Annotated in this window: 23 protein-coding genes; 12 read left to right on the plus strand and 11 right to left on the minus strand. The window is 72.9% G+C overall.

Going from position 1 to position 21,558, the window contains the following annotated elements; genetic code table 11:
- Nucleotides 1-108 precede the first annotated feature (108 nt).
- The 3 genes from pstC (at nucleotide 109) to pstB (ending at nucleotide 3,016) form a co-directional block, all read left to right on the plus strand.
- Complete coding sequence (gene pstC, locus Srubr_RS32755; RefSeq protein WP_189992704.1) at nucleotides 109-1,113, plus strand: phosphate ABC transporter permease subunit PstC; 1,005 nt, start codon at nucleotides 109-111, stop codon at nucleotides 1,111-1,113.
- A complete protein-coding gene (gene pstA / locus Srubr_RS32760; protein WP_189992702.1) occupies nucleotides 1,110-2,156 on the plus strand; it encodes a phosphate ABC transporter permease PstA in 1,047 nt (348 codons plus the stop codon). The genes pstC and pstA overlap by 4 nt, the downstream gene beginning before the upstream one ends.
- 83 nt (nucleotides 2,157-2,239) lie before the next feature.
- Nucleotides 2,240-3,016, plus strand: a complete 777-nt coding sequence (gene pstB, locus Srubr_RS32765; protein WP_189992700.1) for a phosphate ABC transporter ATP-binding protein PstB — start codon at nucleotides 2,240-2,242, stop codon at nucleotides 3,014-3,016.
- Between the two features lie 134 nt (nucleotides 3,017-3,150).
- Here pstB and Srubr_RS32770 read toward each other — a convergent pair whose 3' ends face one another.
- Nucleotides 3,151-4,149 carry an inorganic phosphate transporter gene (locus tag Srubr_RS32770; protein WP_189992698.1) on the minus strand — a complete coding sequence of 333 codons (999 nt, stop codon included), beginning with the start codon at nucleotides 4,147-4,149 and terminating at the stop codon, nucleotides 3,151-3,153.
- A gap of 7 nt (nucleotides 4,150-4,156) precedes the next feature.
- A complete protein-coding gene (locus Srubr_RS32775) occupies nucleotides 4,157-4,777 on the minus strand; it encodes a DUF47 domain-containing protein (RefSeq protein WP_030791894.1) in 621 nt (206 codons plus the stop codon).
- A gap of 215 nt (nucleotides 4,778-4,992) precedes the next feature.
- Here Srubr_RS32775 and Srubr_RS32780 point away from each other — a divergent pair, with 215 nt between their 5' ends.
- Nucleotides 4,993-5,301, plus strand: a complete 309-nt coding sequence (locus Srubr_RS32780; RefSeq protein WP_189992696.1) for a metal-sensitive transcriptional regulator — start codon at nucleotides 4,993-4,995, stop codon at nucleotides 5,299-5,301.
- Nucleotides 5,302-5,325: 24 nt separating this feature from the next.
- On the opposite strand, the gene Srubr_RS32785 is transcribed toward Srubr_RS32780, so the two are convergent.
- Together Srubr_RS32785 and Srubr_RS32790 are read right to left on the minus strand one after the other, a co-directional pair.
- Nucleotides 5,326-5,487, minus strand: a complete 162-nt coding sequence (locus Srubr_RS32785; RefSeq protein ID WP_189992820.1) for a hypothetical protein — start codon at nucleotides 5,485-5,487, stop codon at nucleotides 5,326-5,328.
- Nucleotides 5,488-5,604: 117 nt separating this feature from the next.
- Entirely contained in the window at nucleotides 5,605-6,465 is an 861-nt protein-coding gene (locus Srubr_RS32790; RefSeq protein ID WP_189992694.1) for an SCO4651 family lipoprotein, read from the minus strand.
- A gap of 112 nt (nucleotides 6,466-6,577) precedes the next feature.
- Between Srubr_RS32790 and Srubr_RS32795 the strand changes: the two genes are divergently transcribed.
- Both Srubr_RS32795 and Srubr_RS32800 read left to right on the plus strand, forming a co-directional pair.
- Complete coding sequence (locus tag Srubr_RS32795; RefSeq protein ID WP_189992692.1) at nucleotides 6,578-6,763, plus strand: hypothetical protein; 186 nt, start codon at nucleotides 6,578-6,580, stop codon at nucleotides 6,761-6,763.
- 478 nt (nucleotides 6,764-7,241) lie between these two features.
- Nucleotides 7,242-7,412 (plus strand): hypothetical protein, encoded by a 171-nt coding sequence (locus tag Srubr_RS32800; protein ID WP_189992690.1) that lies wholly within the window; start codon nucleotides 7,242-7,244, stop codon nucleotides 7,410-7,412.
- A 139-nt stretch (nucleotides 7,413-7,551) separates the two neighbouring features.
- On the opposite strand, the gene Srubr_RS32805 is transcribed toward Srubr_RS32800, so the two are convergent.
- From Srubr_RS32805 to Srubr_RS32830, 6 genes are all read right to left on the minus strand, one after another.
- The gene (locus Srubr_RS32805) at nucleotides 7,552-7,968 is read right to left on the minus strand and encodes an NUDIX hydrolase (protein WP_189992688.1); all 417 of its coding nucleotides are present in this window, start codon (nucleotides 7,966-7,968) and stop codon (nucleotides 7,552-7,554) included.
- A gap of 16 nt (nucleotides 7,969-7,984) precedes the next feature.
- Nucleotides 7,985-9,115 (minus strand): CHAD domain-containing protein, encoded by a 1,131-nt coding sequence (locus Srubr_RS32810; RefSeq protein WP_189992686.1) that lies wholly within the window; start codon nucleotides 9,113-9,115, stop codon nucleotides 7,985-7,987.
- Entirely contained in the window at nucleotides 9,096-11,462 is a 2,367-nt protein-coding gene (locus Srubr_RS32815) for an RNA degradosome polyphosphate kinase (RefSeq protein WP_373313434.1), read from the minus strand. The genes Srubr_RS32810 and Srubr_RS32815 overlap by 20 nt, the downstream gene beginning before the upstream one ends.
- A 103-nt stretch (nucleotides 11,463-11,565) precedes the next feature.
- Complete coding sequence (locus tag Srubr_RS32820; protein WP_189992682.1) at nucleotides 11,566-12,606, minus strand: ABC transporter permease; 1,041 nt, start codon at nucleotides 12,604-12,606, stop codon at nucleotides 11,566-11,568.
- Nucleotides 12,603-13,496, minus strand: a complete 894-nt coding sequence (locus Srubr_RS32825; protein ID WP_189992680.1) for an ABC transporter ATP-binding protein — start codon at nucleotides 13,494-13,496, stop codon at nucleotides 12,603-12,605. Before Srubr_RS32825 ends, Srubr_RS32820 begins: the two co-directional genes overlap by 4 nt.
- Nucleotides 13,493-13,879, minus strand: a complete 387-nt coding sequence (locus Srubr_RS32830; RefSeq protein ID WP_189992678.1) for a GntR family transcriptional regulator — start codon at nucleotides 13,877-13,879, stop codon at nucleotides 13,493-13,495. The genes Srubr_RS32825 and Srubr_RS32830 overlap by 4 nt, the downstream gene beginning before the upstream one ends.
- Nucleotides 13,880-14,011: 132 nt before the next feature.
- Here Srubr_RS32830 and Srubr_RS32835 point away from each other — a divergent pair, with 132 nt between their 5' ends.
- The 5 genes from Srubr_RS32835 to Srubr_RS32855 all read left to right on the plus strand — a co-directional run bounded on the left by Srubr_RS32835 (nucleotide 14,012) and on the right by Srubr_RS32855 (nucleotide 18,595).
- Nucleotides 14,012-14,554 carry an RNA polymerase sigma factor gene (locus Srubr_RS32835; RefSeq protein ID WP_189992676.1) on the plus strand — a complete coding sequence of 181 codons (543 nt, stop codon included), beginning with the start codon at nucleotides 14,012-14,014 and terminating at the stop codon, nucleotides 14,552-14,554.
- A gap of 28 nt (nucleotides 14,555-14,582) precedes the next feature.
- Nucleotides 14,583-15,410 (plus strand): cupin domain-containing protein, encoded by an 828-nt coding sequence (locus Srubr_RS32840; protein WP_189992675.1) that lies wholly within the window; start codon nucleotides 14,583-14,585, stop codon nucleotides 15,408-15,410.
- A gap of 142 nt (nucleotides 15,411-15,552) precedes the next feature.
- Nucleotides 15,553-16,413, plus strand: coding sequence for an ABC transporter ATP-binding protein (locus Srubr_RS32845; RefSeq protein WP_189992672.1), 861 nt, complete (start codon nucleotides 15,553-15,555; stop codon nucleotides 16,411-16,413).
- 56 nt (nucleotides 16,414-16,469) lie between these two features.
- Entirely contained in the window at nucleotides 16,470-17,933 is a 1,464-nt protein-coding gene (locus Srubr_RS32850) for an ABC transporter permease (protein ID WP_189992816.1), read from the plus strand.
- Entirely contained in the window at nucleotides 17,921-18,595 is a 675-nt protein-coding gene (locus Srubr_RS32855) for an ABC transporter (RefSeq protein WP_189992670.1), read from the plus strand. The genes Srubr_RS32850 and Srubr_RS32855 overlap by 13 nt, the downstream gene beginning before the upstream one ends.
- A 37-nt stretch (nucleotides 18,596-18,632) precedes the next feature.
- Here the strand turns inward: Srubr_RS32855 and mshD are convergent, their stop codons facing one another.
- Nucleotides 18,633-19,559: a mycothiol synthase gene (gene mshD / locus Srubr_RS32860; protein ID WP_189992668.1), complete on the minus strand. Its 927-nt coding sequence runs from the start codon at nucleotides 19,557-19,559 to the stop codon at nucleotides 18,633-18,635.
- 171 nt (nucleotides 19,560-19,730) lie between these two features.
- Between mshD and Srubr_RS32865 the strand changes: the two genes are divergently transcribed.
- The gene (locus Srubr_RS32865; RefSeq protein ID WP_189992667.1) at nucleotides 19,731-21,521 is read left to right on the plus strand and encodes a bifunctional metallophosphatase/5'-nucleotidase; all 1,791 of its coding nucleotides are present in this window, start codon (nucleotides 19,731-19,733) and stop codon (nucleotides 21,519-21,521) included.
- Nucleotides 21,522-21,558: the final 37 nt, after the last annotated feature.

Genomic DNA, 21,558 nt, shown 5'->3' on the forward strand with positions numbered 1-21,558 from the left:
GTGTGCGGCCCGGCGCCCGTCCGGGCCGGGCCGCACCCGTCCGGTGCACCGCCGCCACGAGCCGCGCCCCCCTGGCGGGGGCCGCGGCTTAGCAGACCGGAGAACCCGATGGACATATCGACGACAACCGACGTTCCCCCTCCCGCCTCCCCGCCCTCGCCCGTCGAACGCAAGCGCGCGGCCCGCGGCGCCACCCGGCCCGGCGACCGCGTCTTCCTCGGCCTGTCGCGCGGCTCCGGCATCCTGCTGCTGGTGATCATGGCCGCGATCGCGGTCTTCCTCACCTACCGCGCCTCCCTCGCGATCAGCAGGGACCACGGGAACTTCCTGACCACCTTCGAGTGGAACACCAACCTCAACCCGCCGGTCTTCGGTATCGCGGTGCTGGCCTTCGGCACGGTCGTCTCCTCGGTGATCGCCATGGTCATCGCGGTCCCGATCGCCGTCGCGATCGCGCTGTTCCTCACCCACTACGCCCCGCGCCGGCTGAGCGGCCCGATCGCCTACGTGATCGACCTGCTCGCCGCCGTGCCGTCCATCGTCTACGGCCTGTGGGGCGCCCTGATCCTCGTGCCGCACCTGCGCGGCCTGTACGGCTGGCTGGACACCTACCTCGGCTGGACCGGGATCTTCGCCTGGGAGGAGGGCGCCCCGCGCACCATGCTCGCCGTCGGCATCCTGCTGGCGATCATGATCCTGCCGATCATCACCAACGTCAGCCGCGAGGTGTTCCGGCAGGTCCCGCGGATGCACGAGGAGGCCGCCCTGGCCCTCGGCGCCACCCGCTGGGAGGTCATCCGGATGTCCGTCCTGCCCTTCGGCCGCTCCGGTGTGATCTCCGCGTCCATGCTCGGCCTCGGCCGCGCCCTCGGCGAGACGATGGCCGTGGCCACCGTGCTCTCCCCGGACTACGACATCCACGCCAGCCTGCTGAACCCCGGCGGCGGCACCTTCGCCCAGAACATCGCCAGCAAGTTCGGCGAGGCCAGCGAGCAGGGCCGGGACGCGCTGATCGCCTCCGGCCTGGTCCTGTTCGTCATCACCCTGCTGGTCAACGGCGCGGCCCGCGCGATCATCGCCCGCCGCAAGGAGTACTCGGGGGCCAACGCATGAGCACCGCAGCCGTCACCGACAAGCGCCCTGGTTCGCTGAGCGGCGCCCGCCTGCCCAAGTGGTCCCCCTGGGCGATCGCCGCCGGGTCTGTCGCCGTCGCCGTGGGCATCGGCCTGGGCGCGGGCCTGGACAGCGAGATCCAGTGGGGGCTGATCGCCGCGATCCTGTTCGTCCTCGGCACGTACGGCATCGCCGCCCGCGTGGAGGGCCGCCGGCAGGCCAAGGACCGGGTCGCCACCTCGCTGGTCTGGGTCGCCTTCCTGCTCGCCGTCGTCCCGCTGGTCTCCCTGGTGTGGACGACCCTCTCGCGCGGCGTGCAGGTGCTCGACGTCCACTTCCTCACCCACTCCATGGGCATCGTCGCCGACTCCGAGACCGGCGGCGGCATCTACCACGCCCTCATCGGCAGCCTGGAGCAGGTCGGCTTCGCCACCCTCATGGGCGCCCCGGTCGGCGTGCTCACCGCCATCTACCTGGTGGAGTACGGGCGCGGCCGGCTCGCCCGGTCGGTGACCTTCTTCGTGGACGTCATGACGGGCATCCCGTCGATCGTCGCGGGCCTGTTCATCCTCAGCCTGATGCTCATCCTGAAGCTGGAGCCGTTCGGCTTCGCCGGTTCGCTGGCCCTGGCCATCCTGATGATGCCGGTTGTCGTCCGCTCCACCGAGGAGATGCTCAAGCTCGTCCCGAACGAGCTGCGCGAGGCGTCCCTGGCGCTCGGCGTGCCCAAGTGGCGGACCATCCTGAAGGTGGTCCTGCCGACCGCGATCGGCGGCATCACCACCGGCGTCATGCTCGCCATCGCCCGGATCGCGGGCGAGACCGCGCCGGTGCTGCTGCTGGTGTTCGGCAACCCCTTCATCAACAACAACCCGTTCGAGGGCGCGCAGGCCTCGCTGCCGCTGTACATCTACCAGCAGTACGCCGCCGGCGGTGACCCGGCGTACGACCGCGCGTGGGCGGCGTCCCTCACGCTGATCGCCTTTGTGATGATCCTCAACCTGGTGGCCCGCGGCATCGCCCGCTGGAAGTCCCCGCGCTGACCCGCCGCGGCCACCGCCGCCTGGCCGGCCGCCGACGCGGCCCCACAGCGACCGAGCTTGAATTTCCTGGAAGTGAAGCAGACATGGCCAAGCGAATCGACGTAAGCGGGCTCACCGCCTACTACGGCTCCCACAAGGCGATCGAGGACATCTCGATGACGGTCGAGCCGCGCTCGGTGACGGCGTTCATCGGCCCCTCCGGCTGCGGCAAGTCGACGTTCCTGCGCACCCTGAACCGGATGCACGAGGTGACCCCCGGCGGGCGCGTCGAGGGCAAGGTGCTCCTGGACGCCGAGGACCTGTACGGCGCCGGGGTCGACCCGGTGTCCGTGCGCCGCGAGGTGGGCATGGTCTTCCAGCGCCCGAACCCGTTCCCCACCATGTCGATCTTCGACAACGTGGCGGCGGGCCTCAGGCTGAACGGCAACTACAAGAAGAGCGAGCTGAACGACATCGTCGAGAAGTCGCTCAAGGGCGCCAACCTCTGGAACGAGGTCAAGGACCGGCTGAACAAGCCCGGCTCCGGGCTCTCCGGCGGCCAGCAGCAGCGCCTGTGCATCGCGCGGGCCATCGCGGTCGAGCCGAAGGTGCTGCTCATGGACGAGCCGTGCTCGGCGCTGGACCCGATCTCCACGCTCGCCATCGAGGACCTGATCGGCGAGCTGAAGGACCGGTTCACCATCGTCATCGTGACCCACAACATGCAGCAGGCGGCGCGGGTCTCGGACCGTACGGCGTTCTTCAACCTGGCCGCGGTGGGCCAGCCGGGCCGGCTGGTGGAGATCGACGAGACCGAGCGGATCTTCTCCAACCCGTCGGTCCAGGCCACGGAGGACTACATCTCCGGCCGCTTCGGCTGACCGGCAACCCCGCCCCGGCCCCGCCGGGACGGGACGGACCCTCGCGGTGCTGCATGGCGGTGCCACCGCGAGGACGCAGAAGGGCCCGCCCCCAGCTCCCGGGGGCGGGCCCGTCGCGTTGCTCCGGAGGGTCCCTACAGGGCGACCAGCTTCACGATGCCGAAGGCCAGGGCCGCGACCAGGGCGGCGGCCGGCATGGTGATGAACCAGCCCAGGACGATGTTCTTGGCCACGCCCCAGCGGACCGCGTTGACCCGCTTGGTCGCGCCCACGCCCATGATCGCCGAGGTGATGACATGGGTGGTGGAGATCGGCGCCTTGAAGATGAACGCGGTGGTGAACATGATCGACGCGCCGGTGGCCTCGGCCGCGAACCCCTGCGGCGGGTCCAGCTCGATGATCTTGCGGCCCAGGGTGCGCATGATCCGCCAGCCGCCGGCGTACGTGCCCAGGGACAGCATCACCGCGCAGACGATCTTCACCCAGACCGGGATCGGGTCGCCGAACGTCTCGTGGCCGGAGATCACCAGGGCCAGCACCACGACACCCATCGTCTTCTGGGCGTCCTGGAGACCGTGGCCGAGCGCCATGCCGGCGGCCGAGACGGTCTGGGCGATGCGGAAGCCCCGCTTGGCCTTGTGCGGGTTGGACCGCCGGAACAGCCACATGATCGCCGTCATGACCAGGTAGCCGACGATCAGGCCGACGAACGGGGAGACGAACATCGGGATGACGATCTTCTCGACCACCCCGCCCCACAGCACGTCCGTGCCGCCCGCCAGCGCCGCTCCCACCATGCCGCCGAACAGGGCGTGCGAGGAGGACGAGGGCAGGCCGAAGTACCAGGTGACCAGGTTCCAGACGATCGCGCCGACCAGGGCGGAGAAGAGGATGCCCATCCCCGTCGAGCCCTGCGGGGTCTCGATCAGGCCCTCGCTGACCGTCTTGGCGACGCCGGAGCCCAGGAAGGCGCCGGCCAGGTTCATCACGGCCGCCATGGCGAGCGCCGCCCGCGGGGTCAGCGCCCGCGTCGACACCGAGGTGGCGATGGCGTTCGCGGAGTCGTGGAAGCCGTTCGTGTACGTGAAGAAGAGCGCGACCGCTACGGTCACGATCAGGGCGAAGGTGTCCATCGACGCCTCAGGACTCCTTGACGGCGATGGTCTCCACCGTGTTCGCCACGTGCTCGAACGCGTCCGCCGCCTCTTCCAGGACGTCCACGATCTGCTTGAGCTTCAGCACCTCGATGGCGTCGTACTTGCCGTTGAAGAGGTGGGCGAGCAGCTTGCGGTGGATCTGGTCGGCCTGGTTCTCCAGCCGGTTGACCTCGATCCAGTACTCGGTGAGGTTGTCCATGGTCCGCAGGTTCGGCATGGCCTCGGCCGTCAGCTCGGCAGCGCGGGCCAGGACCTCGATCTGCTGCTCGACGCCCTTGGGCAGTTCCTCGACGTTGTAGAGGACGACCAGGTCGACGGCTTCCTCCATGAAGTCCATGATGTCGTCCAGGGAACCGGCGAGAGCGTAGATGTCCTCCCGGTCGAACGGCGTGATGAACGAGGAGTTCAGCTGGTGGAAGATCGCGTGCGTGGCGTCGTCACCTGCGTGTTCCGCGGCCCGCATACGCTCTGCGATCTCGGCCCGGGCGGAGGGGTCCGCCCCGAGCAGTTCCATCAGGAGTTTCGAGCCCGTGACGATGTTGTCCGCGGACGCGGCGAACATGTCGTAGAAGCTCGTCTCCCTGGGGGTCAGACGAAAGCGCACGTGGGGTCCTCGGGGTGCTTCGGTTTCGGTCAGGCTGATGCTAGGCGCATCATCCGGCCACGGCTAACGGGCCGCATCCCAGTGTCGCCCATCGGCCGCGGTGATGAGCACAGGGGCGTACGAAGGCCCCCTTACCCCGCAAAGTTCGTTACCATATACCCAGTAGGGGTATCTATCCCTTTTGTCCGAAGCTCGTCCCGAGACGGAGGCCCGCGATGACGACGACGACCGAGGCCGGCGCCACGCACGGCTACCACAAGCAGAAGGACGAGCACCTCAAGCGGCTGCGCCGCATCGAGGGGCAGATCCGCGGGCTACAGCGGATGGTGGACGAGGACACCTACTGCATCGACATACTCACCCAGGTCTCCGCCTCCACCAAGGCCCTGCAGTCCTTCGCGCTCCAGCTGCTGGAGGAGCACCTGCGGCACTGCGTGGCGGACGCGGCCCTCAAGGGCGGCGACGAGATCGACACGAAGGTCGACGAGGCGACGAAGGCGATCGCCCGCCTGCTGCGCACCTGAGCGGCGGGGCGGTACGGGCGGGGCTCAGCCCTGATTCCGTTCCTCGGCGACGCGCAGCACCTCGTCGATGCTCTCCAGGCTGAGCCGGTCCTCGGCGGCCGAGGCCGCGATGATCAGCTCTCCGCAGAGTTCGATCTCGGCGAGGGCCACGTGGTCCTGAACCGCCGTGCCGCCGACCGGAGCCACCCGCCTCACCTCTTCCCTGCCGTCACCGCCTCCTAGGGTAGGCAGTGGTCCGCGCCCCGCGCATGGCACGGACGGGCTACTTACAAAGGGACGTCTGGTACTAGTGCCTGGCCGGAATCAGCCGCTCTCGCCGGGCTCGTCCCCGGCGACCCGGCCCGTGTAGATGTCCGCCGGGGCCGGCAGCCGGACGTCCGCCGCCGTGCCGAAGCCGTACAACAGCAGGGTGGAGGCGACCGCGACGGTGGCCTTGGCGTGGCCGTTGGAGAAGCTGAAGCGCTGCCGGAGCTTGCGGATGCGGCCCTGGTCGTCCAGGTAGGCGTCGAACGGCACCCGGGCCGTGGCGAACCCTTTCGCCGCCGCGGCCAGCGCCGCCCGGTCACCGGCCGAGGCGTACCGGGCCGCGTGGCCGAGATCGGCGGTGCCCCGGTAGTGGCGTACGGCCGTCCCGGCCACCTCGGTGCGGCCCACGAAGGCCGCCTCGCGGGCCCCGCGCAGCAGCTCGGCCGCCACGTACGGGTCGGTGGCGCCGCCGGTGACCAGATTGCCGTCGGACAGCGTCGCGGTCTCCACCCGCACCCACTTGTCGGCGGGCACGCCCGCGCCCCGGTTCTTCATGTACACCGCGCCCGGGGTGAGGAGTTCGGTGATGGGCCGGTGTCCGGCGGCGCCGGTGGGGTCCGCGGGGAGCATCACGGTGAGCCGGCCGAGGCGGCGGCGGTAGTCGTAGACGCCCCGGCCGCGGATGGTGACGCGGGTGCCGCCGGTGGCCATCTCCATGGAGGTGCCGGCCTTGGAGCTGCCCGCGTCCCGCAGCGCCCGCGCGGCCCGGTGCAGCGCGCCCAGGGGGTCGTCCGCGCCCTTGACGTCCTCGGCGGCGGCCCCGCTGCCGGAACAGCCGCAGGCGCCCGCCGCGAGGCCGAGGAGGATGACCGTCGCCGCGACCGTCCTGCCCGCGCGCCTGTGCTGCCGCCGATCCATCGCCTGCCTACCCCCAAGCCGGAGTGTCCGTCACGGGCCCCCTGTCGTCCGGATAACGACGGCTGGGGAGCACCGTCACGCGCCGCCGCACGCGCTGGATACGGTGGCCGGTGTGGCACTCACCTCGGCGCAGCAGGACGGGCCGGAGCACAGCCGGCCCGGGCAGGAACACCGCACCACGACGACCGAACAGGGCCGCTTCTGCGTGGCCCGCTGCACCTGCGGCTGGCGCGGCCCCGCCCGCCGGGCCCGCAGCCAGGCCCGCACGGACGCGGAAACCCACGCCACGGGCGGCTGACGGACCGGGCCCCGGTGCCTTTCGGTGACCGGCGCCCGGGCCGCACCTCCGGGTCGTGTCCGAGGTTGGTTCTTCACGCCTCACCGCAACGGCGTGCGCGGTGGCACGGCGGTAGTGCGCGGCCGGGTGGTCCGGTGGCGCAAACGCTGCCGGTTCACTGACGTGAGCGGTTTGCAGTTTCACGTTCTCAAAGCACGGAGAAGCCTGGGTCAGGGAGCGAGCACTGACCGCCCCCCAGCTTCCTGAGTGGTTCAGCGCTCACCGGCCGCCGGGCACCTGCTGCTACCCGGCCCCCGCATCAGGGTGCCGCCGCGGTCATCCGACCACCGCTGAGACTTCCGCACGACCGACGCGCAGGGGCTCCTGCGCTCTCCGCCGCGCTGTGCGGCGGTACCGACGCCCGGGGACGCTCGTCCGCTAGAGGCGGTCCGCCACCGGGGCGAACAACACCCATCCCGTCCACCGAAGGAGAACAGCAATGCCCGAAACCATGCAACTGACCGACCTCGACGCCCTCATCGGCGACCTGGAGACGCGTATCACCGAGGACACCCTGCTGCCGTCCGGCGCCTACACCGAGGGGTGCAGCGGCGTCTGCACGGTCATCGTCTGTGACACCGTGGTGATTTGTAGCGGCATCGGCTGCTGACGGGTCGCTCAGTCCCGTCTCCGCGGCAGCGGTGATCCGAGGCCGCCGTACCGGCGTTCCGTCCGGGCTCGCCCGGTCGGGACGCCGGTCGGTCCCGGAAGCCGTCGTGCACGCCCGGCGCGAGCGACCCGAGCACCGATCACTGGCCGGCGTCGATCGCGGCGAGCGCCGGAGGGAGGAGCTCTCTGTCCCCCTCGTAGGTCAGACGTGCGCGAGCGGCGTCCGGCGGCAGCCAGACGAGAGCGCTTATCTCGTCGTTGGGGGCGAAAGTCCCACCGGTCGACTCGGCGACCCAGTAGGTGACTTCCTTCTCCCGGCCCGCGCGGTCGACGTAACGCCGAGACGGCAGGGACGCCCCGAGCCGGCATGTGTGGCCGGTCTCTTCCCGCACTTCGCGCAGTGCGGCGGCGCGGGCCGTCTCCCCCCGCTTGAGCTTGCCTTTGGGCCAGGACCAGTCGGACCACTTCGGTCGGTGGACCAGGGCCACCTCGATGCCGCCCGAGGCGGCGCGGCGCCACAGGACGCAGCCGGCCGCCTGGACCACGGTGTCGGGCACGCCGTCTCCTCCCGGTTCAGGGCGTGTTGACGGTCTGCTTCTGCCACGCCTGCTGGAACGCGAACCGGGCCGCCTCCACCTCGTGCCGCTGGTCTGCGTGGAGCACGCCGAGGGCGTAGGCGGTGGCCGGCGTGATCCGGGGCGTACGGGCCGCCTGGGCCGCCGCCGCTGCCGCCTCCGAGGCGTCCCGGTGCCGGTTCAGCGCCTGCCCGGCCGTAAGCAGCCGTACGTCCAGCGGGGCGTCGCCGCCGTGCAGCACCTCGCGGGCGTACCGGTACAGCCGCAGCAGCAGCCGGACCTGGTGCCAGGGGCCGTCCTGAGGGTGCGGGGACGGTTCCGGGGACAGGCCGTGGACCAGCGCCTCCGCGTTGTAGGGGTGTCCGGCGGTGACCAGGGGCAGCGCGGCCACGGCGTCCGTGAGGCGTTCCTCCGCGGCGGCGGCCAGCGGGCCCAGCTCGGTGCCGGGCGCGGCCGGGGCGAGGGGGACCTCGCTGGCCAGTACGGCGACCTTGTCGGCCACCGCGTGGAAGCGGGAGGAGCCGAGGGCCTGGAGCGCCGTGGAGTGGGCCCGGGTCCGGGCCAGGGTGAGCTGGCGTTCCAGCAGGGCACCGGCCTTGGCCGCGCCGACGGTGAGGGTGCCGCGTTCCGGCGGCGCCGTGGCGTACGCCGGCCCGCCGGGGTTCGCCGTCTTGCCGGGCAGGGCACGGCCGCCGACCGCCATCGCGTCGACCGTGTGCACGGGCAGCGCGGTCACCCCGGACAGTCGGTGCAGCGCCAGCAACAGCCGGTCCAGGCGCGCCTGGTAGGCGTGCTCCAGGCCCAGCGTGCCGGACAGCCAGGCCAGTTCGGGGCGGATCTCCTCGGACCAGTCGGGGTCGAGGAGCGGGCGGAAGGTGTGCAGGCTGCCGCTGATGCGGCGGGCCGAGCGGCGCAGGGCGCGTGCCGCGTCGACGGACCCCTCCGTGCCCTCGCCCGCTCCGCCCGTGCCCGCGCGCGGGGGAGCGCTCCCGCCGTTGCCGCCGGTCTCCCGGTGCAGGCGCAGGGCGCGGAGGAACTCCGTGGCCTGGGCGCGCAGGTAGTCCGCGAGGGCGTCACCCGTCACCGCCTCGGCCGTGGGGTCCGTCTGGTCAAGGTGTTGCTGTGCCACGCCGGCGCCTCCGGGCGTCTATGAGCATCTCCTGGACGTTGCGCAGGGGCCCGCCGTCCCCGTCGGTCGCGTGCCGCGTCCACTCGCCGTCCGGGCCGAGGTGCCAGGAGGCGGTGGTGTCGGACATGCCGGTGTCCAGCAGCCGGTTGAGGGCTGCGCGGTGGCCGGGGTCGACGACCCGGACCAGGGCCTCTATCCGGCGGTCGAGATTGCGGTGCATCATGTCGGCGCTGCCGATCCACACCTCGGGCTCGCCGCCGTTGCCGAAGGCGAACACCCGGGAGTGTTCCAGGAAGCGGCCGAGGACCGAGCGGACCCGGATGTTCTCCGACAGGCCGGCGACGCCGGGCCGTATCGCGCAGATGCCGCGCACCCACACGTCCACCGGCACGCCCGCCTGGGACGCGCGGTAGAGGGCGTCGATGAGTGCCTCGTCCACGATCGAGTTGACCTTGATCCGGATGAAGGCCGGCCGGCCCGCGCGGTGGTGCTGGATCTCCTTGTGGATGCGGGAGATCAAGCCGTCACGCAGCGACTTGGGTGCCACCAGCAACCGGCGGTAGGTCTCCCGGCGGGAGTAGCCGGACAGCCGGTTGAACAGGTCGGAGAGGTCCGCGCCGACCTGGGGGTCCGCGGTGAGCAGGCCGAGGTCCTCGTACAGCCGGGCCGTCTTCGGGTGGTAGTTGCCGGTGCCGACGTGGCTGTAGCGGCGCAGGACCTCGCCCTCCTGGCGGACCACCAGGGACAGCTTGCAGTGGGTCTTCAGCCCGACCAGGCCGTAGACGACGTGACAGCCGGCCTCCTCCAGCTTGCGCGCCCACTTGATGTTGGCGTGCTCGTCGAAGCGGGCCTTGATCTCGACCAGGACGAGGACCTGCTTGCCGGACTCGGCGGCGTCGATGAGCGCGTCGACTATGGGGGAGTCGCCGGAGGTCCGGTACAGGGTCTGCTTGATCGCGAGGACGTCCGGGTCGGCGGCGGCCTGCTCCAGGAAGGCCTGCACGGAGGTGGAGAAGCTGTCGTAGGGGTGGTGCAGGAGCACGTCCCGGGCGCGCAGGGCGGCGAAGATGTCGGGCGGGGACGCGGACTCCACCTCGGCGAGGTCGCGGTGGGTGCCGGCGACGAACTTCCGGTACTTCAGCTCGGGCCGGTCCAGGGAGTGGATCCGGAACAGGCCGGTGAGGTCCAGCGGGCCGGGCAGCGGGTAGACCTCGGCCTCGGAGATCTTCAGCTCGCGCACCAGCAGGTCCAGCACCTCGCGGTCGATGGACTCCTCGACCTCCAGGCGCACCGGCGGGCCGAAGCGGCGCCGCATGAGTTCCTTCTCCAGGGCCTGGAGCAGGTTCTCGGTGTCGTCCTCCTCGACCTCCAGGTCCTCGTTGCGGGTGATCCGGAAGGCGTGGTGCTCCAGGATCTCCATGCCCGGGAACAGCTCTTCCAGGTGGGTGGGGGCGGCGATGACGTCCTCGATGGGGACGTAGCGGCCCGGGGAGGCCTCCAGGAAGCGGGACAGCAGCGGCGGCACCTTCACCCGGGCGAAGTGCTTGTGCCCGCTGACCGGGTTGCGCACGACGACGGCCAGGTTCAGCGAGAGGCCGGAGATGTACGGGAAGGGGTGCGCGGGGTCGACGGCCAGCGGGGTGAGGACGGGGAAGATCTGGTTCCGGAAGAGCGTGAAGAGGCGGGCCTGCTCCTTCTCCGTCAGCTCCTGCCAGCGGACCAGGTGGATGCCCTCCTCGGCGAGCGCGGGGGCGACGTCCTCGTGGTAGCAGGCGGCGTGCCGGGCCATCAGCTCGCGGGAGCGGCCCCAGATCATCTCCAGCACCTCGCGCGGCTGGAGCCCGGAGGCGGACCTCGTCGCGACCCCGGTGGCGATGCGGCGCTTCAGGCCGGCCACCCGGACCATGAAGAACTCGTCCAGGTTGCTGGCGAAGATGGCCAGGAAGTTCGCGCGCTCCAGCAGCGGGGTGGCCGGATCCTCGGCCAGCTCCAGGACCCGCTCGTTGAAGGCGAGCCAGCTGCGCTCACGGTCGAGGAATCGTCCCTGGGGCAGGGGGGCGCCGACGGCCTGGGCCTCCTCGTACGCGTCGAGGTCCGCGTCGAGGTCGGGCGCCAGACCGGAGACGGTGGTGGACACGGCGCGCTGCCGGTGCGCGGCGATGGAGCCCACGGGGGGCTGGGGCGTGTGCGGAGCCTCGGCCTGGGTCTCGTGCTGCCTCATGGACCCATTCTTCCCCGCCGCGGGCGACACGGGCGCGTCGGAACGCGCGGGCGGGAGCCGCACGGTTCCGCTGCCCGCGGCGGGCCCCTCGGGGGGCGGCGAAGGCTCTGGCACGACGGGTGTCATTGGCCGAGCGTCGCAAGCCAGGCTGAATCAATGGTTACGGCGACATGACGTGTGGGATAGCGGGGGGCGGCCCGAAGGGGGCACGAGCGGTGCCGCGACGAGGTCAGACGGCCGCCTTCGGGCCGGTGGCCCGGGTGCGGGCCGGGCGGCGGCCGGTGGTGCGGCGGTGCACCAGGCGGAAGGCCGCCACGGCCAGTACGGCGGTGAGGGCGAGCAGGAGGGCGGCCCCGACCAGGTGCAGGGGCCCGTAGTGGGCGTAGGGGTGGTAGTCGACCCAGAAGCCGGTGGCGTGCCGCCGGTCGTTGAGGGCCTGGCACGCCTGCTGGGCGTCGGACACGCAGGACGAGACGGGCACATGGGCGCCGTCCGGGGTGATGATGCCTTCCCCGGTCTTGATGCCCGAGTGCTCGGGGTAGGCCCGGCGGCCGGAGGTGACGGTGGCGGTCGGCCACAGGTGGGGCAGGGCCAGGTGGACGGCGGTCCACAGCGCGGCCACGGTGAGCACGGAGCCGCACAGGGCGACCAGCGACCGGCCCAGCACCAGCCCCAGGAGGGCGCCGCCGGCCAGGCCCGCCAGCGCGAGGGCGACGGTGAGCGGGCCGCCCGCGTAGAAGGTCGTCAGGCTGTACCAGTCCTCGGCGCTGTCGATCCGGCCCCGGCCCGCCGACCACGCCAGGTGGTGCAGCCACACCAGCAGGCCGGTGCCGGCGGTGACCAGGACGGCGGGGACGCCGAGCCGCGCGGCCAGCCAGCGCACCGGCGTGATGCCCTGGGTCCAGGCGAGCCGGGCCGTGCCGGTCTCCATCTCCCGGCCGGTCAGCGCGGCGCCCGACCAGGCGGCGACGAGGAACGGGACGGCGAGGACGGCGAGGGTCGTGTACTGGTAGACGTCCTTGTAGCGCAGGATCGCGTCCTGGTCGTATCCGCACGGGGCGGGGCCCTGGCAGGCGGGGTCGGTGTCGAACTGCTGCCAGGCCGCGGCCGAGGCGTCGGTGAGCGGTCCCCACAGCCACAGCAGCGCGGCGGCCAGGCCCACGACGAGGACCGTCCAGGCGCACAGGGCGGGGCGGTGCAGCCGCAGCAGCCAGCGGACCTGGCGCGGGACGGCGGCCGGCGGGGCGGATGTGCTCAGGGGGGCGGTCACGCGGCGTACTCCTGGTTCTCGGCCGGGGTCAGGGCGGGCGCCCCCGGGTTGCGCAGATGGGCCAGGACCAGTTCCTCCAGCGAGGGCGCGGCGGTGCGCCAGCCCTCGGGGAGCGGTCCGGCCGGGCGGATCAGGGCGGACAGCTGGCGTCCGGTGACCCGGGACTCGACCACGGTGTGCCCGTCGAGGGCGGCGGGTTCCGCGGCGCCGGAGATCCGCAGGTGGGCGGCGAGCAGGTCGTCGATCTCGCCGGCCAGCCGGATCCGGCCGGAGCCGACCAGCAGCAGGTGGTCGCAGGAGTCCTCCAGCTCGGCGACGACGTGCGAGGACATCACGATGGTGGTGCCGTACTGGGCGGCCTGGGCCATCAGCGTGCCCATCAGCTCGTGCCGGGCCAGCGGATCGAGGTCGGCCATCGGCTCGTCCAGGAGCAGCAGTTCGGGCCGCTTGCCGAGGGCGAGGGCGAGCGCGACACGGGTGCGCTGGCCACCGGAGAGGGAGCGGACACGGGCCTCGGGATCGAGGTCCCCGGCCGCTACGACCCGTTCGGCGCCGGCCGCGTCCCAGTGCGCGGGGTTGAGGTCGGCGCCCATGCGCAGGGTCTCGGCGACGGTGAGCTGCGGGTGGAGGGGCTTGTCCTGGGCGACGTAGCCGACCCGGGGCCGGGCGGCGGACGGAGTGGTGCCCAGCACGGTCACCGCGCCCTCGGTGGGGGCGGTGAGGCCCGCGGCCAGGGCGAGCAGGGTGGACTTTCCGGCGCCGTTGGGGCCGACGACCGCGCACACGCGTCCGGCGGGCAGCCGGAACGAGCAGTCCCGCAGGGCCCAGCCCGCCCGGCGGCGGAACCGTTTCCCCAGAGCCTCGGCCGTCAACGCCGTGTCGCTGCTCATGTCGGGTCTCCCTGGAAGTGCGTGTCGAGTACGGCGGTGAAGAGCGCTGCCACGTCGTCCCGCTCCAGCCCCGCGTCCCGGGCGCGCCGGGCCCACTCCTCCAGCTCGGCCCGCAGCGGGGAGTCGGCCGGGGCGGCGCCGAGGGTGCGCCGGACGAAGGTGCCGAGCCCGCGCCGCGCCTCCACCAGGCCCTCGCGCTCCAGTTCGCGGTACGCCTTCAGGACGGTGTTGGGATTGATGGCCGTGGCCTCCACCACCTCGCGTGCCGTGGGCAGCCGGTCCCCCGGGGCCAGCAGGCCGAGGCGCAGGGCCTGTTTGGTCTGCTGGACGATCTGGACGTAGGTGGCCACACCGCTGTGCCGGTCGATGCGGTATTCGACCACCCGGCCACCCACCCTTTCACTAATTAAGTAGTGAAAGGGTGGTGGAGGGGGTGTCCGGAAGTCAAACGGGGCTTCCGGAAAACGAATGCACCGGCCGTGAACCGTTCGGCGGCCCCCGTCCGATGAGGAGATGTGAGCGAGACGAGAAGCGACGCGGAGCTGCTGCGGGCCATCGCGGCGGACCGCGACCGGCACGCCTTCGAGGAGCTGTTCCGGCGGTACGCGCCGTGGCTGACCGCGCGCCTGCGCGGGCGCTGCGCCGACGCCGGGGTCGTGGACGACATCGTCCAGGAGACCTTCCTCGCGATCTGGCGGGGCAAGGCCCGCTACCGCCAGGAGGGCGAGGTGGCCGGCTGGCTGTGGCGCATCGGCTCCCGCCGCCTCGTGGACGCCCAGCGCGGCGACGGCGCGCGCGGCCGGCTGCGGCAGGCGCTGGCCCGGCTGCGCCACCGGGACGAGGTGTCCGCCGAGGACCGCGTGCTGGCGGGCGTGGAGCACGGGGATCTGGCGGGCGCACTGGTCCGGCTCTCCCCGGAGCTGCGGGCGGTGCTCCAGGCAACGGTCATCGACGGGCTGACCACCCGGGAGGCGGCCGACCTGCTCGGGATTCCGCCCGGCACGGTCAAGACACGGGCGATGCGGGCCCGGAAGCAACTGCGGGAGGCACTGGCATGACGGACCGAGGACCGGCGGAGGTGTCGGCATGAGCTGGCACGTCGCCGAGGAGGACCTGCGGGCCTACGCGCGCGGGGAGCTTCAGCCGCCGCTGCTGTGGTCCGCCGACACGCACCTGGCCGGCTGCGCCGAGTGCCGCGCGGTGCTGGCCTCGGCCTGGGACGCCGGGGCGCTGGACGCGGCCTGGGCGCGGCTGGACGCCGAGCTGGACGCGCCCAGGCCCCGCCCGCTCGAGCGGCTGCTGCTGCGGTTCGGCGTGGCCGACCACACCGCGCGGCTGCTGGCCGCGACGCCGGTGCTGCGCCGCTCGTGGCTGACGGCCGTGGCACTGGTGCTGGTGATGTCCGTGCTGACCGCGCGAGCGGGCCACTCGACCACCCTGTTCCTGGCGCTCACCCCGCTGCTGCCGCTCGCCGGGGTCGCCCTGTCGTACGGGCCGGTGGTCGACCCGACGTACGAGATGACGGTCGTCTCCCCGTTGCACGGCTTCCGCCTGCTGATGATCCGCACGGTCGCCGTGCTGACCGCCGCCCTCGCCCTGACCGGTCTGGCGGGCCTCGCCCTGCCGGGGTTCGGGCTGAGCGCGTTCGCCTGGCTGCTGCCCGCGCTGGCGCTCACCGCGACCGGGCTGGCGCTGACCCCCCGGCTCGGGCCGGTCACCGCGCCCGCCCTGGCCGGCGGCGGCTGGGTCGTGCTGCTGCTCGTCGCCGAGGCGGCCCGGAACAGCGGTGACCGCGTGCTCGCGCCGTTCACCGCCACCGGGCAGGGCGTGGCCGCCGGGGTCGCCGCCTTCGCCGCCGGCCTGCTCTTCCTCACCCGGGACCGCTTCGACCAGTCCACCGGGGGCGTCCGATGAACGCCGTTCCGCCGGGGCGACCGATGAGCCCAGTGCCCACCGAGGCATCCGATGAGTCCCGCGTCCGCCGGAGGCGCCCGATGACCCGCCTGTCCGGGCGCCCGATGAACCTTCCGTCCCCCACCTCCCGCAGGAGCACCACATGACCACCACCGTCTCCGCCTCCGGACTCACCCTCCGTTACGGCGGCACCCGCGCCCTGGACGACGTGTCGCTGCGGCTCGGCCGGGGTGTGACCGGACTCCTCGGGCCGAACGGCGCGGGCAAGACCACGCTGCTGCGGGTCCTGGCCACCGCCGTCCCGGCCGACCGGGGCGCCTTCACGGTGCTCGGGCACGACCCGGCGAGCGCGCGGGGCCGCCAGGAACTGCGCCGGAACCTGGGCTATCTCCCGCAGACCCCCGGTTTCCACCCCGATTTCACGCCGTTCGAGTTCGTGGACTACGTCGCGATCCTCAAGGAGCTGACCGACCGCGCCGCCCGGCACCGGGAGGTGCGCCGCGTCCTCGCCGAGGCCGACCTGGACGACGTGCGCGGCAAGCGCATCAAGAAGCTGTCCGGCGGCATGCGGCAGCGCGTCGCGCTGGCCGCCGCCCTCGTCGGCGATCCCGGCTTCCTGGTGCTGGACGAGCCGACCGTCGGCCTCGACCCCGAACAGCGCATGCGGTTCCGAGAGGTGATCGCCCGCGCCGGCGAGGACCGCACGGTGCTGCTGTCCACCCACCAGACCGAGGACGTGGCGATGCTCTGCAACCGGGTCCTGGTGATGGCGGGCGGCCGGATCCGGTTCGCCGGCACCCCAGCCGAGCTGACCGCGCGGGCCGCCGGCCGGGTGTGGAGCAGCGGCGGGCGCGATCCGGGGGCGAAGGCGGGCTGGCGCACCGGTACGGGCACCTTCCGCAACGTGGGCGATCCGCCCCCCGGCGCCGAACTGCTCGAACCCACCCTGGAGGACGGCTACCTGCTCACCCTCGACGGCGAGCTCGCGGAGGTGACCGCGTGACCGCGCCCGTACTGGAGAAGGAGGCGCAGGCCGCCCCGGCCGCCCCCGGCACCCCCATGGCGGCCGTGCTCGCGCTCGCCCTCTTCGAGGCCCGCAGGCTGCTGCTGCGCCTGCCCGTCCTGCTCGCCCTCGCCGGCTACACGGCCTGGCTGGTGTGGCACAACCTCCAGCCCTGGGACGAGTTCCCGGCGCTCCAGGACGCCGACCGCGCCACCCAGGGCGGCCCGCTGTTCGTGGCGCTCGCCGCGCTGCTGTGCGCCAACCAGGCCGTGCTGCGCTCGCGCCGCCGGGACACCGAGCGCCACTTCGCGGTGCTGGCGCTGTCCCGGGGGCAGCGGACGGCCGCGCACGCGCTGTCCGTCGTACCGCTCGCGCTGCTGGTCGCCGTGGGTGTGATCGTCCAGTTCACCTGGGAGGCGGTCAAGCCCGGCGCGATCGGGCACGGTTCGCCGGCCGAGCTGCTGGTCGGGCCGCTGACGGTGCTGCTGTTCGGGGCGCTCGGCGTGCTGCTCGCCCGGCTGGTGCCGTCGGCCGTCGCGGCGCCGCTGCTGTTCGTGGTGTTCTACCTGATGTTCGTCGGAGCCGCGTTCCCGTTCGCCGGGGAGACCGGGATCGCCTGGCTGGCCCCGGTGGTCGGCACGGCCAACAAGTACCCCTTCCCGTCCGGCCTGCTGGGCCGCCCCGCCGCCTGGCACGCCCTCTACCTCGCCGGGTTCGCCGCGACGGCCGCGCTGCTCGCCGTCCTGCTCTCCGGCTCCCGCGGCCGGTCCGTCCAGGGGGCCGTCGCCGCCGCGCTGGCCGTGACCGTGCTGGGCGGCGTCGCGCAGACCCGTGATGTCCCGGAGGCGACGGCGGCGGCCCGGCAGCGGGCCTCGCTCACCCCGGAGAAGGAGCAGACGTGCCTGCGGCGCGGCACCTCGGAGTACTGCGCGTTCCCCGAGTGGGCACCGCGCACCGCCGAATGGGAGCGGGTCGTGCGCGAGGTGCAGTCGCTGGCGGGCGGTCCCGCGCAGGGGCAGCGGCTGCTGGTCCGGCAGCGGCTGGACGCCCGCTACGGCCTCGACAACGACTCGGCGCTGCCCCCGTCCGCCACTGCCCACCAGGTCACCGTGGGCACCGCCTGGGGCGGCAACCGGGTCCCGGAGTTCTCCACGGCCGTGGCCGCCGTGCTGGTGGCGGGCGACGAGAAGGCGGCGGCCGAGCTGTGCGACGGCCGGATGGTGACCGTCATGTGGCTGTCCCTCGCCTGGCAGCACGACCCCGAGTCGCAGCTCAGGAACGTCCGGCTCGACGACAGCCTCAGCGGCGAGGCGGTCGTCCTCTCCCCGACCGACCCGCTCACCATGACGGCCGGTCAGACGGACGTCGTCCGTGCCCTGCTGGACCGGCCGCTGCCCTCGGTCGTCGGCCGGGTCAAGGCCCATTGGGCGGAGCTGACCGCTCCGAAGATCACCACCGCCCGCGCTGCCGAACTGCTGGGCGTGCGGGCCAAGGTGGGGCCGGACCGGTGCGGGGCGTGATCCGGGCGCTGGCCGTCCCCGTCTGGCGCACGCTGCCGTGGCGGACGCTGGGCGCGGCCGGGGCGGTCGGCCTGCTGATCCCGGGACTGCCCCGGCTGTCCGGCGCCGAGCCGGCCGAGTGGGTCACGCTCTTGCTGCTGCGCACCGCCGCCCTCGTCCTCGCGCTGGGCCTGGCCTTCCTGCTGGACGACCCCGCCCGGCACGGCACCACGCCGGTGCCGACGGGGCGGGCGGTGCGGTCCGCGCTGCGGGTGGCGCTGGTGGCGCCGTTCGCCGCCGCGTGGTGGACGGCCGTCCTGCTGCTGGCACCCGGCGCGCACCGCCCGCCGACGGGGGACGTCACCCTGGAGGCGGGGGCCGCCTGCGCGCTGGCCCTGGCCCTGGCCGGGCTCGCCGCGCGCCACTCGGACGACCCGCACCCGAGCCGGCCGGCGGCCACGACCCTGCTGGCCGCCGCGCTGCTCGCCCCGCTACTGCTGCCGGACGACTGGCCCCTGTTCGTGCCCGCCGGGGACCCCCGCTGGGACACGGCCCACGACCACTGGGCCTGGCTGCTGGCGGCGTCCGGCGCGGTATGGCTGGCAACCCTCCGCGAGCCGATACGACGCCTGTTCCGGATACCCTTCCGCCGCCGGTCCCCCAGACCCCGGCGCTCCGGCTGACGCGCGCGGGCGCCCGGCTCCAGGGCCGAACCGTCGCTCAGGTCTCCGTGCGGTACATCAGGTCGGTCTCGTGGACGGTGAAGCCCAGCCGCTCGTACACCGTCACGGCCGCCTTGTTGTCGGCGTCGACGTAGAGCATCGCGGTGGGGAGCTGCTGGGCGGCCAGGTGGCGCAGCCCGATCGTGGTGAGGGCCTTGCCGAGGCCGCCGCCCTGCTCGCCGGGACGCACCCCGAGGACGTACACCTCGCCGAGCCCCTCCTCGGCGTGCGTCTTGGTCCAGTGGAAGCCGATCAGCTCCCCGCGCCGCTCGGCGAGGAAGAACCCGGCCGGGTCGAACCACGGTTCGGCCTTGCGGTCGTCCAGGTCCCGCTGGGTGAGGGAGCCCTGCTCCGGGTGGTGGGCGAAGGCGGCGGCGTTGACCGCGAGCCAGGCCGCGTCGTCCTTGCCGGGGACGAAGGCCCGCACGCTGACGCCCTCCGGCAGCACCGGCTCGGGCAGCTCCAGTTCGGTCAACGGCCGCCGCATCTGGCGCAGTTCCCGGAACAGCGTGAGGCCCAGCACCTGGGCGAGGTGCCGGGCGGCGGGGTGTCCGCCGTGCGCCCAGACCCGCAGCCGCTTGCCGGAGGCGGCGAGCAGGGCCGAGCCGAGGGCCCGCCCGTGTCCGTGCCCGCGCTGCGCGGGGTGCACGACGAGCTCGGCGGCCGGCGGCTCCACCGGGTCGGTGTCCTCCAGCTGGGCGTAGCCGACGAGTTCGCCGCCGACCGTCAGCAGCAGATGTGAGACGCCCTCGCGGGAGCCGCCGCGCAGGTGCAGCCGGCCCTGCTCGGACACCGGCTGCTGCCCGTCGGCCCGGGCGGCCTCGCCGAGCAGGCGCAGTACGGCCTCGCCCTGGTCCGGGGTGAGCGCGGAGTAGGTCTCGATGGAGCGGGCGGAAAAGCCCCGTACGGTGTCGTCGCTGCTCATGCGTACGAGAGTACGGGGCGCCCGGGGCGAAGTCCCGGCATACCAGGGGTGAAGGCACCGGGCGCGAGCGGCGTCGAAGGGAAACCAGGTTGTGACCTGAACCCCCTGTCGCTCTACGCGCGTTGACCCTAGGCTGCGCCGAGCACGACAGCCGACCCACAGGGGGGTTTCATGTCATCCGTACCCCGGCGCACCAGACGCCGTACCTACGCGTTCCTCGCGTCCGCGGCCGGTCTCGCCACGGCGGCGGCGCTGGCCACCGCGCTCCCGGCGGACGCGCGCGAGGAGCACCGCCCCCACCACCCGGGCCGCTACCAGGACGTCCAGTTGCTGTCGTTCAACGACCTGCACGGCAATCTGGAGCCGCCGTCCGGCTCCTCCGGCCGGGTCAGCGAACTCCAGCCGGACGGCACGACGAAGACGATCGACGCGGGCGGCGTCGAGTACCTGGCCACCCACCTGCGGCAGGCCCGCAAGGGGCACCCGTACTCGGTGACGGCGGCCGGCGGCGACCTGGTCGGTGCCTCCCCGCTGCTGTCGGGCCTGTTCCACGACGAGCCCACCATCGAGGCGCTGAACAAGCTCGACCTGGACGTCACGTCGGTCGGCAACCACGAGTTCGACGAGGGTGCGCGGGAACTGGCCCGCATCCAGAACGGCGGCTGCCACCCGAAGGACGGCTGCTACACGGACCAGGAGTTCGAGGGCGCGGACTTCCCGTACCTGGCGGCGAACGTCCAGGACGACAAGACCGGCAAGCCGATCCTGAAGCCCTACTGGGTGTGGAAGAAGAACGGCGTCAAGATCGGCTTCATCGGCGTCACGCTGGAGGGCACCCCGGGGGTCGTCTCCGCCGAGGGCGTCAAGGGCCTGTCCTTCAAGGACGAGACCGAGACCATCAACAAGTACGCCAAGGTGCTCCAGCGGCAGGGCGTGCAGTCCATCGTGGCCCTGATCCACGAGGGCGGTTACCCGGCCTCCGGCTCCTACAACTACGACTGCGACTCCCCGGGCGCGGGCGACGGCATCTCCGGCCCCGTCGTGGACATCGCCAAGAACGTGACCCCGGCCGTGGACGCGCTGGTCACCGGGCACACCCACCAGGCGTACGTCTGCACGGTCCCGGACCCGTCGGGCCGCCCGCGTATGGTCACGTCGGCGTCCTCCTTCGGCCGCCTTTACACCGACACCACGCTCACGTACGACCGCCGGACGGGTGACATCGTGCGGACGGCGGTGAACTCGGCCAATCACGTGGTGACGCGGGACGTCCCCAAGGCGCGCGACATCACCGACCTGATCGGCAAGTGGAACACCCTGGCCGCCCCCATCGGCAACCGACCCATCGGCTACATCTCCGGCGACATCGGCAACACCGGCACCGAGTCCCCGATGGGCGACCTGGTCGCCGACGCGCAGCTCGCCCACGGCCGTGAGCTGGACCCGAAGACCAGCCTGGCGCTGATGAACCCCGGCGGCGTCCGGGCGGGCCTGACCTACGCGGCCAAGGGCGCGGAGGGCGACGGCGTGGTCACCTACGCCGAGGGCTTCACGGTCCAGCCGTTCGCCAACACGGTCAACCTCGTGGACCTCACCGGCGCCCAGCTCGTCCAGGCCCTCAAGGAGCAGGTCAGCGGCTCCAACGAGGCGGCCCCGCGCATCCTCCAGCCCTCGGCCGGCCTCACCTACACCCTGGACCTCACCAAGTCCGGCGCGGACCGGGTGGTCACCGACTCCATCCGCCTGAACGGCGCGCCCATCGACCCGACGGCCACCTACCGCGTCGCCATGAACGCCTTCCTCGCGGGCGGCGGCGACGGCTTCCCGTCCCTCGGGCAGGGCAAGAACCCCCTGGTCGGCTCGGATGACCTGGCGGCCCTGGTGAAGTACCTGACGGCGAACTCGTCGGCGTCGTCGCCGATGGCGCCTCCAGCGGCGAACCGGATCACGATCATCAAGTAGGCCCGTGTGTGCCGCTCCTCTGACCTTGTCCACAGCT

Origin of the sequence: Streptomyces rubradiris, from assembly GCF_016860525.1 — a bacterium.
GTDB lineage: Bacteria > Actinomycetota > Actinomycetes > Streptomycetales > Streptomycetaceae > Streptomyces > Streptomyces rubradiris.

Bases quoted from the DNA above. Each gene is read 5' to 3' on its own strand.
- mshD (WP_189992668.1), bottom strand. From the start codon at position 19,559: ATGAGCAGCGACGACACCGTACGGGGCTTTTCCGCCCGCTCCATCGAG.
- Srubr_RS32845 (WP_189992672.1), top strand. From the start codon at position 15,553: ATGACCACCACCGTCTCCGCCTCCGGACTCACCCTCCGTTACGGCGGC.
- Srubr_RS32865 (WP_189992667.1), top strand. From the start codon at position 19,731: ATGTCATCCGTACCCCGGCGCACCAGACGCCGTACCTACGCGTTCCTC.
- pstC (WP_189992704.1), top strand. From the start codon at position 109: ATGGACATATCGACGACAACCGACGTTCCCCCTCCCGCCTCCCCGCCC.
- Srubr_RS32825 (WP_189992680.1), bottom strand. From the start codon at position 13,496: ATGAGCAGCGACACGGCGTTGACGGCCGAGGCTCTGGGGAAACGGTTC.
- Srubr_RS32770 (WP_189992698.1), bottom strand. From the start codon at position 4,149: ATGGACACCTTCGCCCTGATCGTGACCGTAGCGGTCGCGCTCTTCTTC.
- Srubr_RS32840 (WP_189992675.1), top strand. From the start codon at position 14,583: ATGAGCTGGCACGTCGCCGAGGAGGACCTGCGGGCCTACGCGCGCGGG.
- Srubr_RS32800 (WP_189992690.1), top strand. From the start codon at position 7,242: ATGCCCGAAACCATGCAACTGACCGACCTCGACGCCCTCATCGGCGAC.
- Srubr_RS32790 (WP_189992694.1), bottom strand. From the start codon at position 6,465: ATGGATCGGCGGCAGCACAGGCGCGCGGGCAGGACGGTCGCGGCGACG.
- Srubr_RS32780 (WP_189992696.1), top strand. From the start codon at position 4,993: ATGACGACGACGACCGAGGCCGGCGCCACGCACGGCTACCACAAGCAG.
- pstA (WP_189992702.1), top strand. From the start codon at position 1,110: ATGAGCACCGCAGCCGTCACCGACAAGCGCCCTGGTTCGCTGAGCGGC.
- Srubr_RS32850 (WP_189992816.1), top strand. From the start codon at position 16,470: ATGGCGGCCGTGCTCGCGCTCGCCCTCTTCGAGGCCCGCAGGCTGCTG.
- pstB (WP_189992700.1), top strand. From the start codon at position 2,240: ATGGCCAAGCGAATCGACGTAAGCGGGCTCACCGCCTACTACGGCTCC.
- Srubr_RS32815 (WP_373313434.1), bottom strand. From the start codon at position 11,462: ATGACACCCGTCGTGCCAGAGCCTTCGCCGCCCCCCGAGGGGCCCGCC.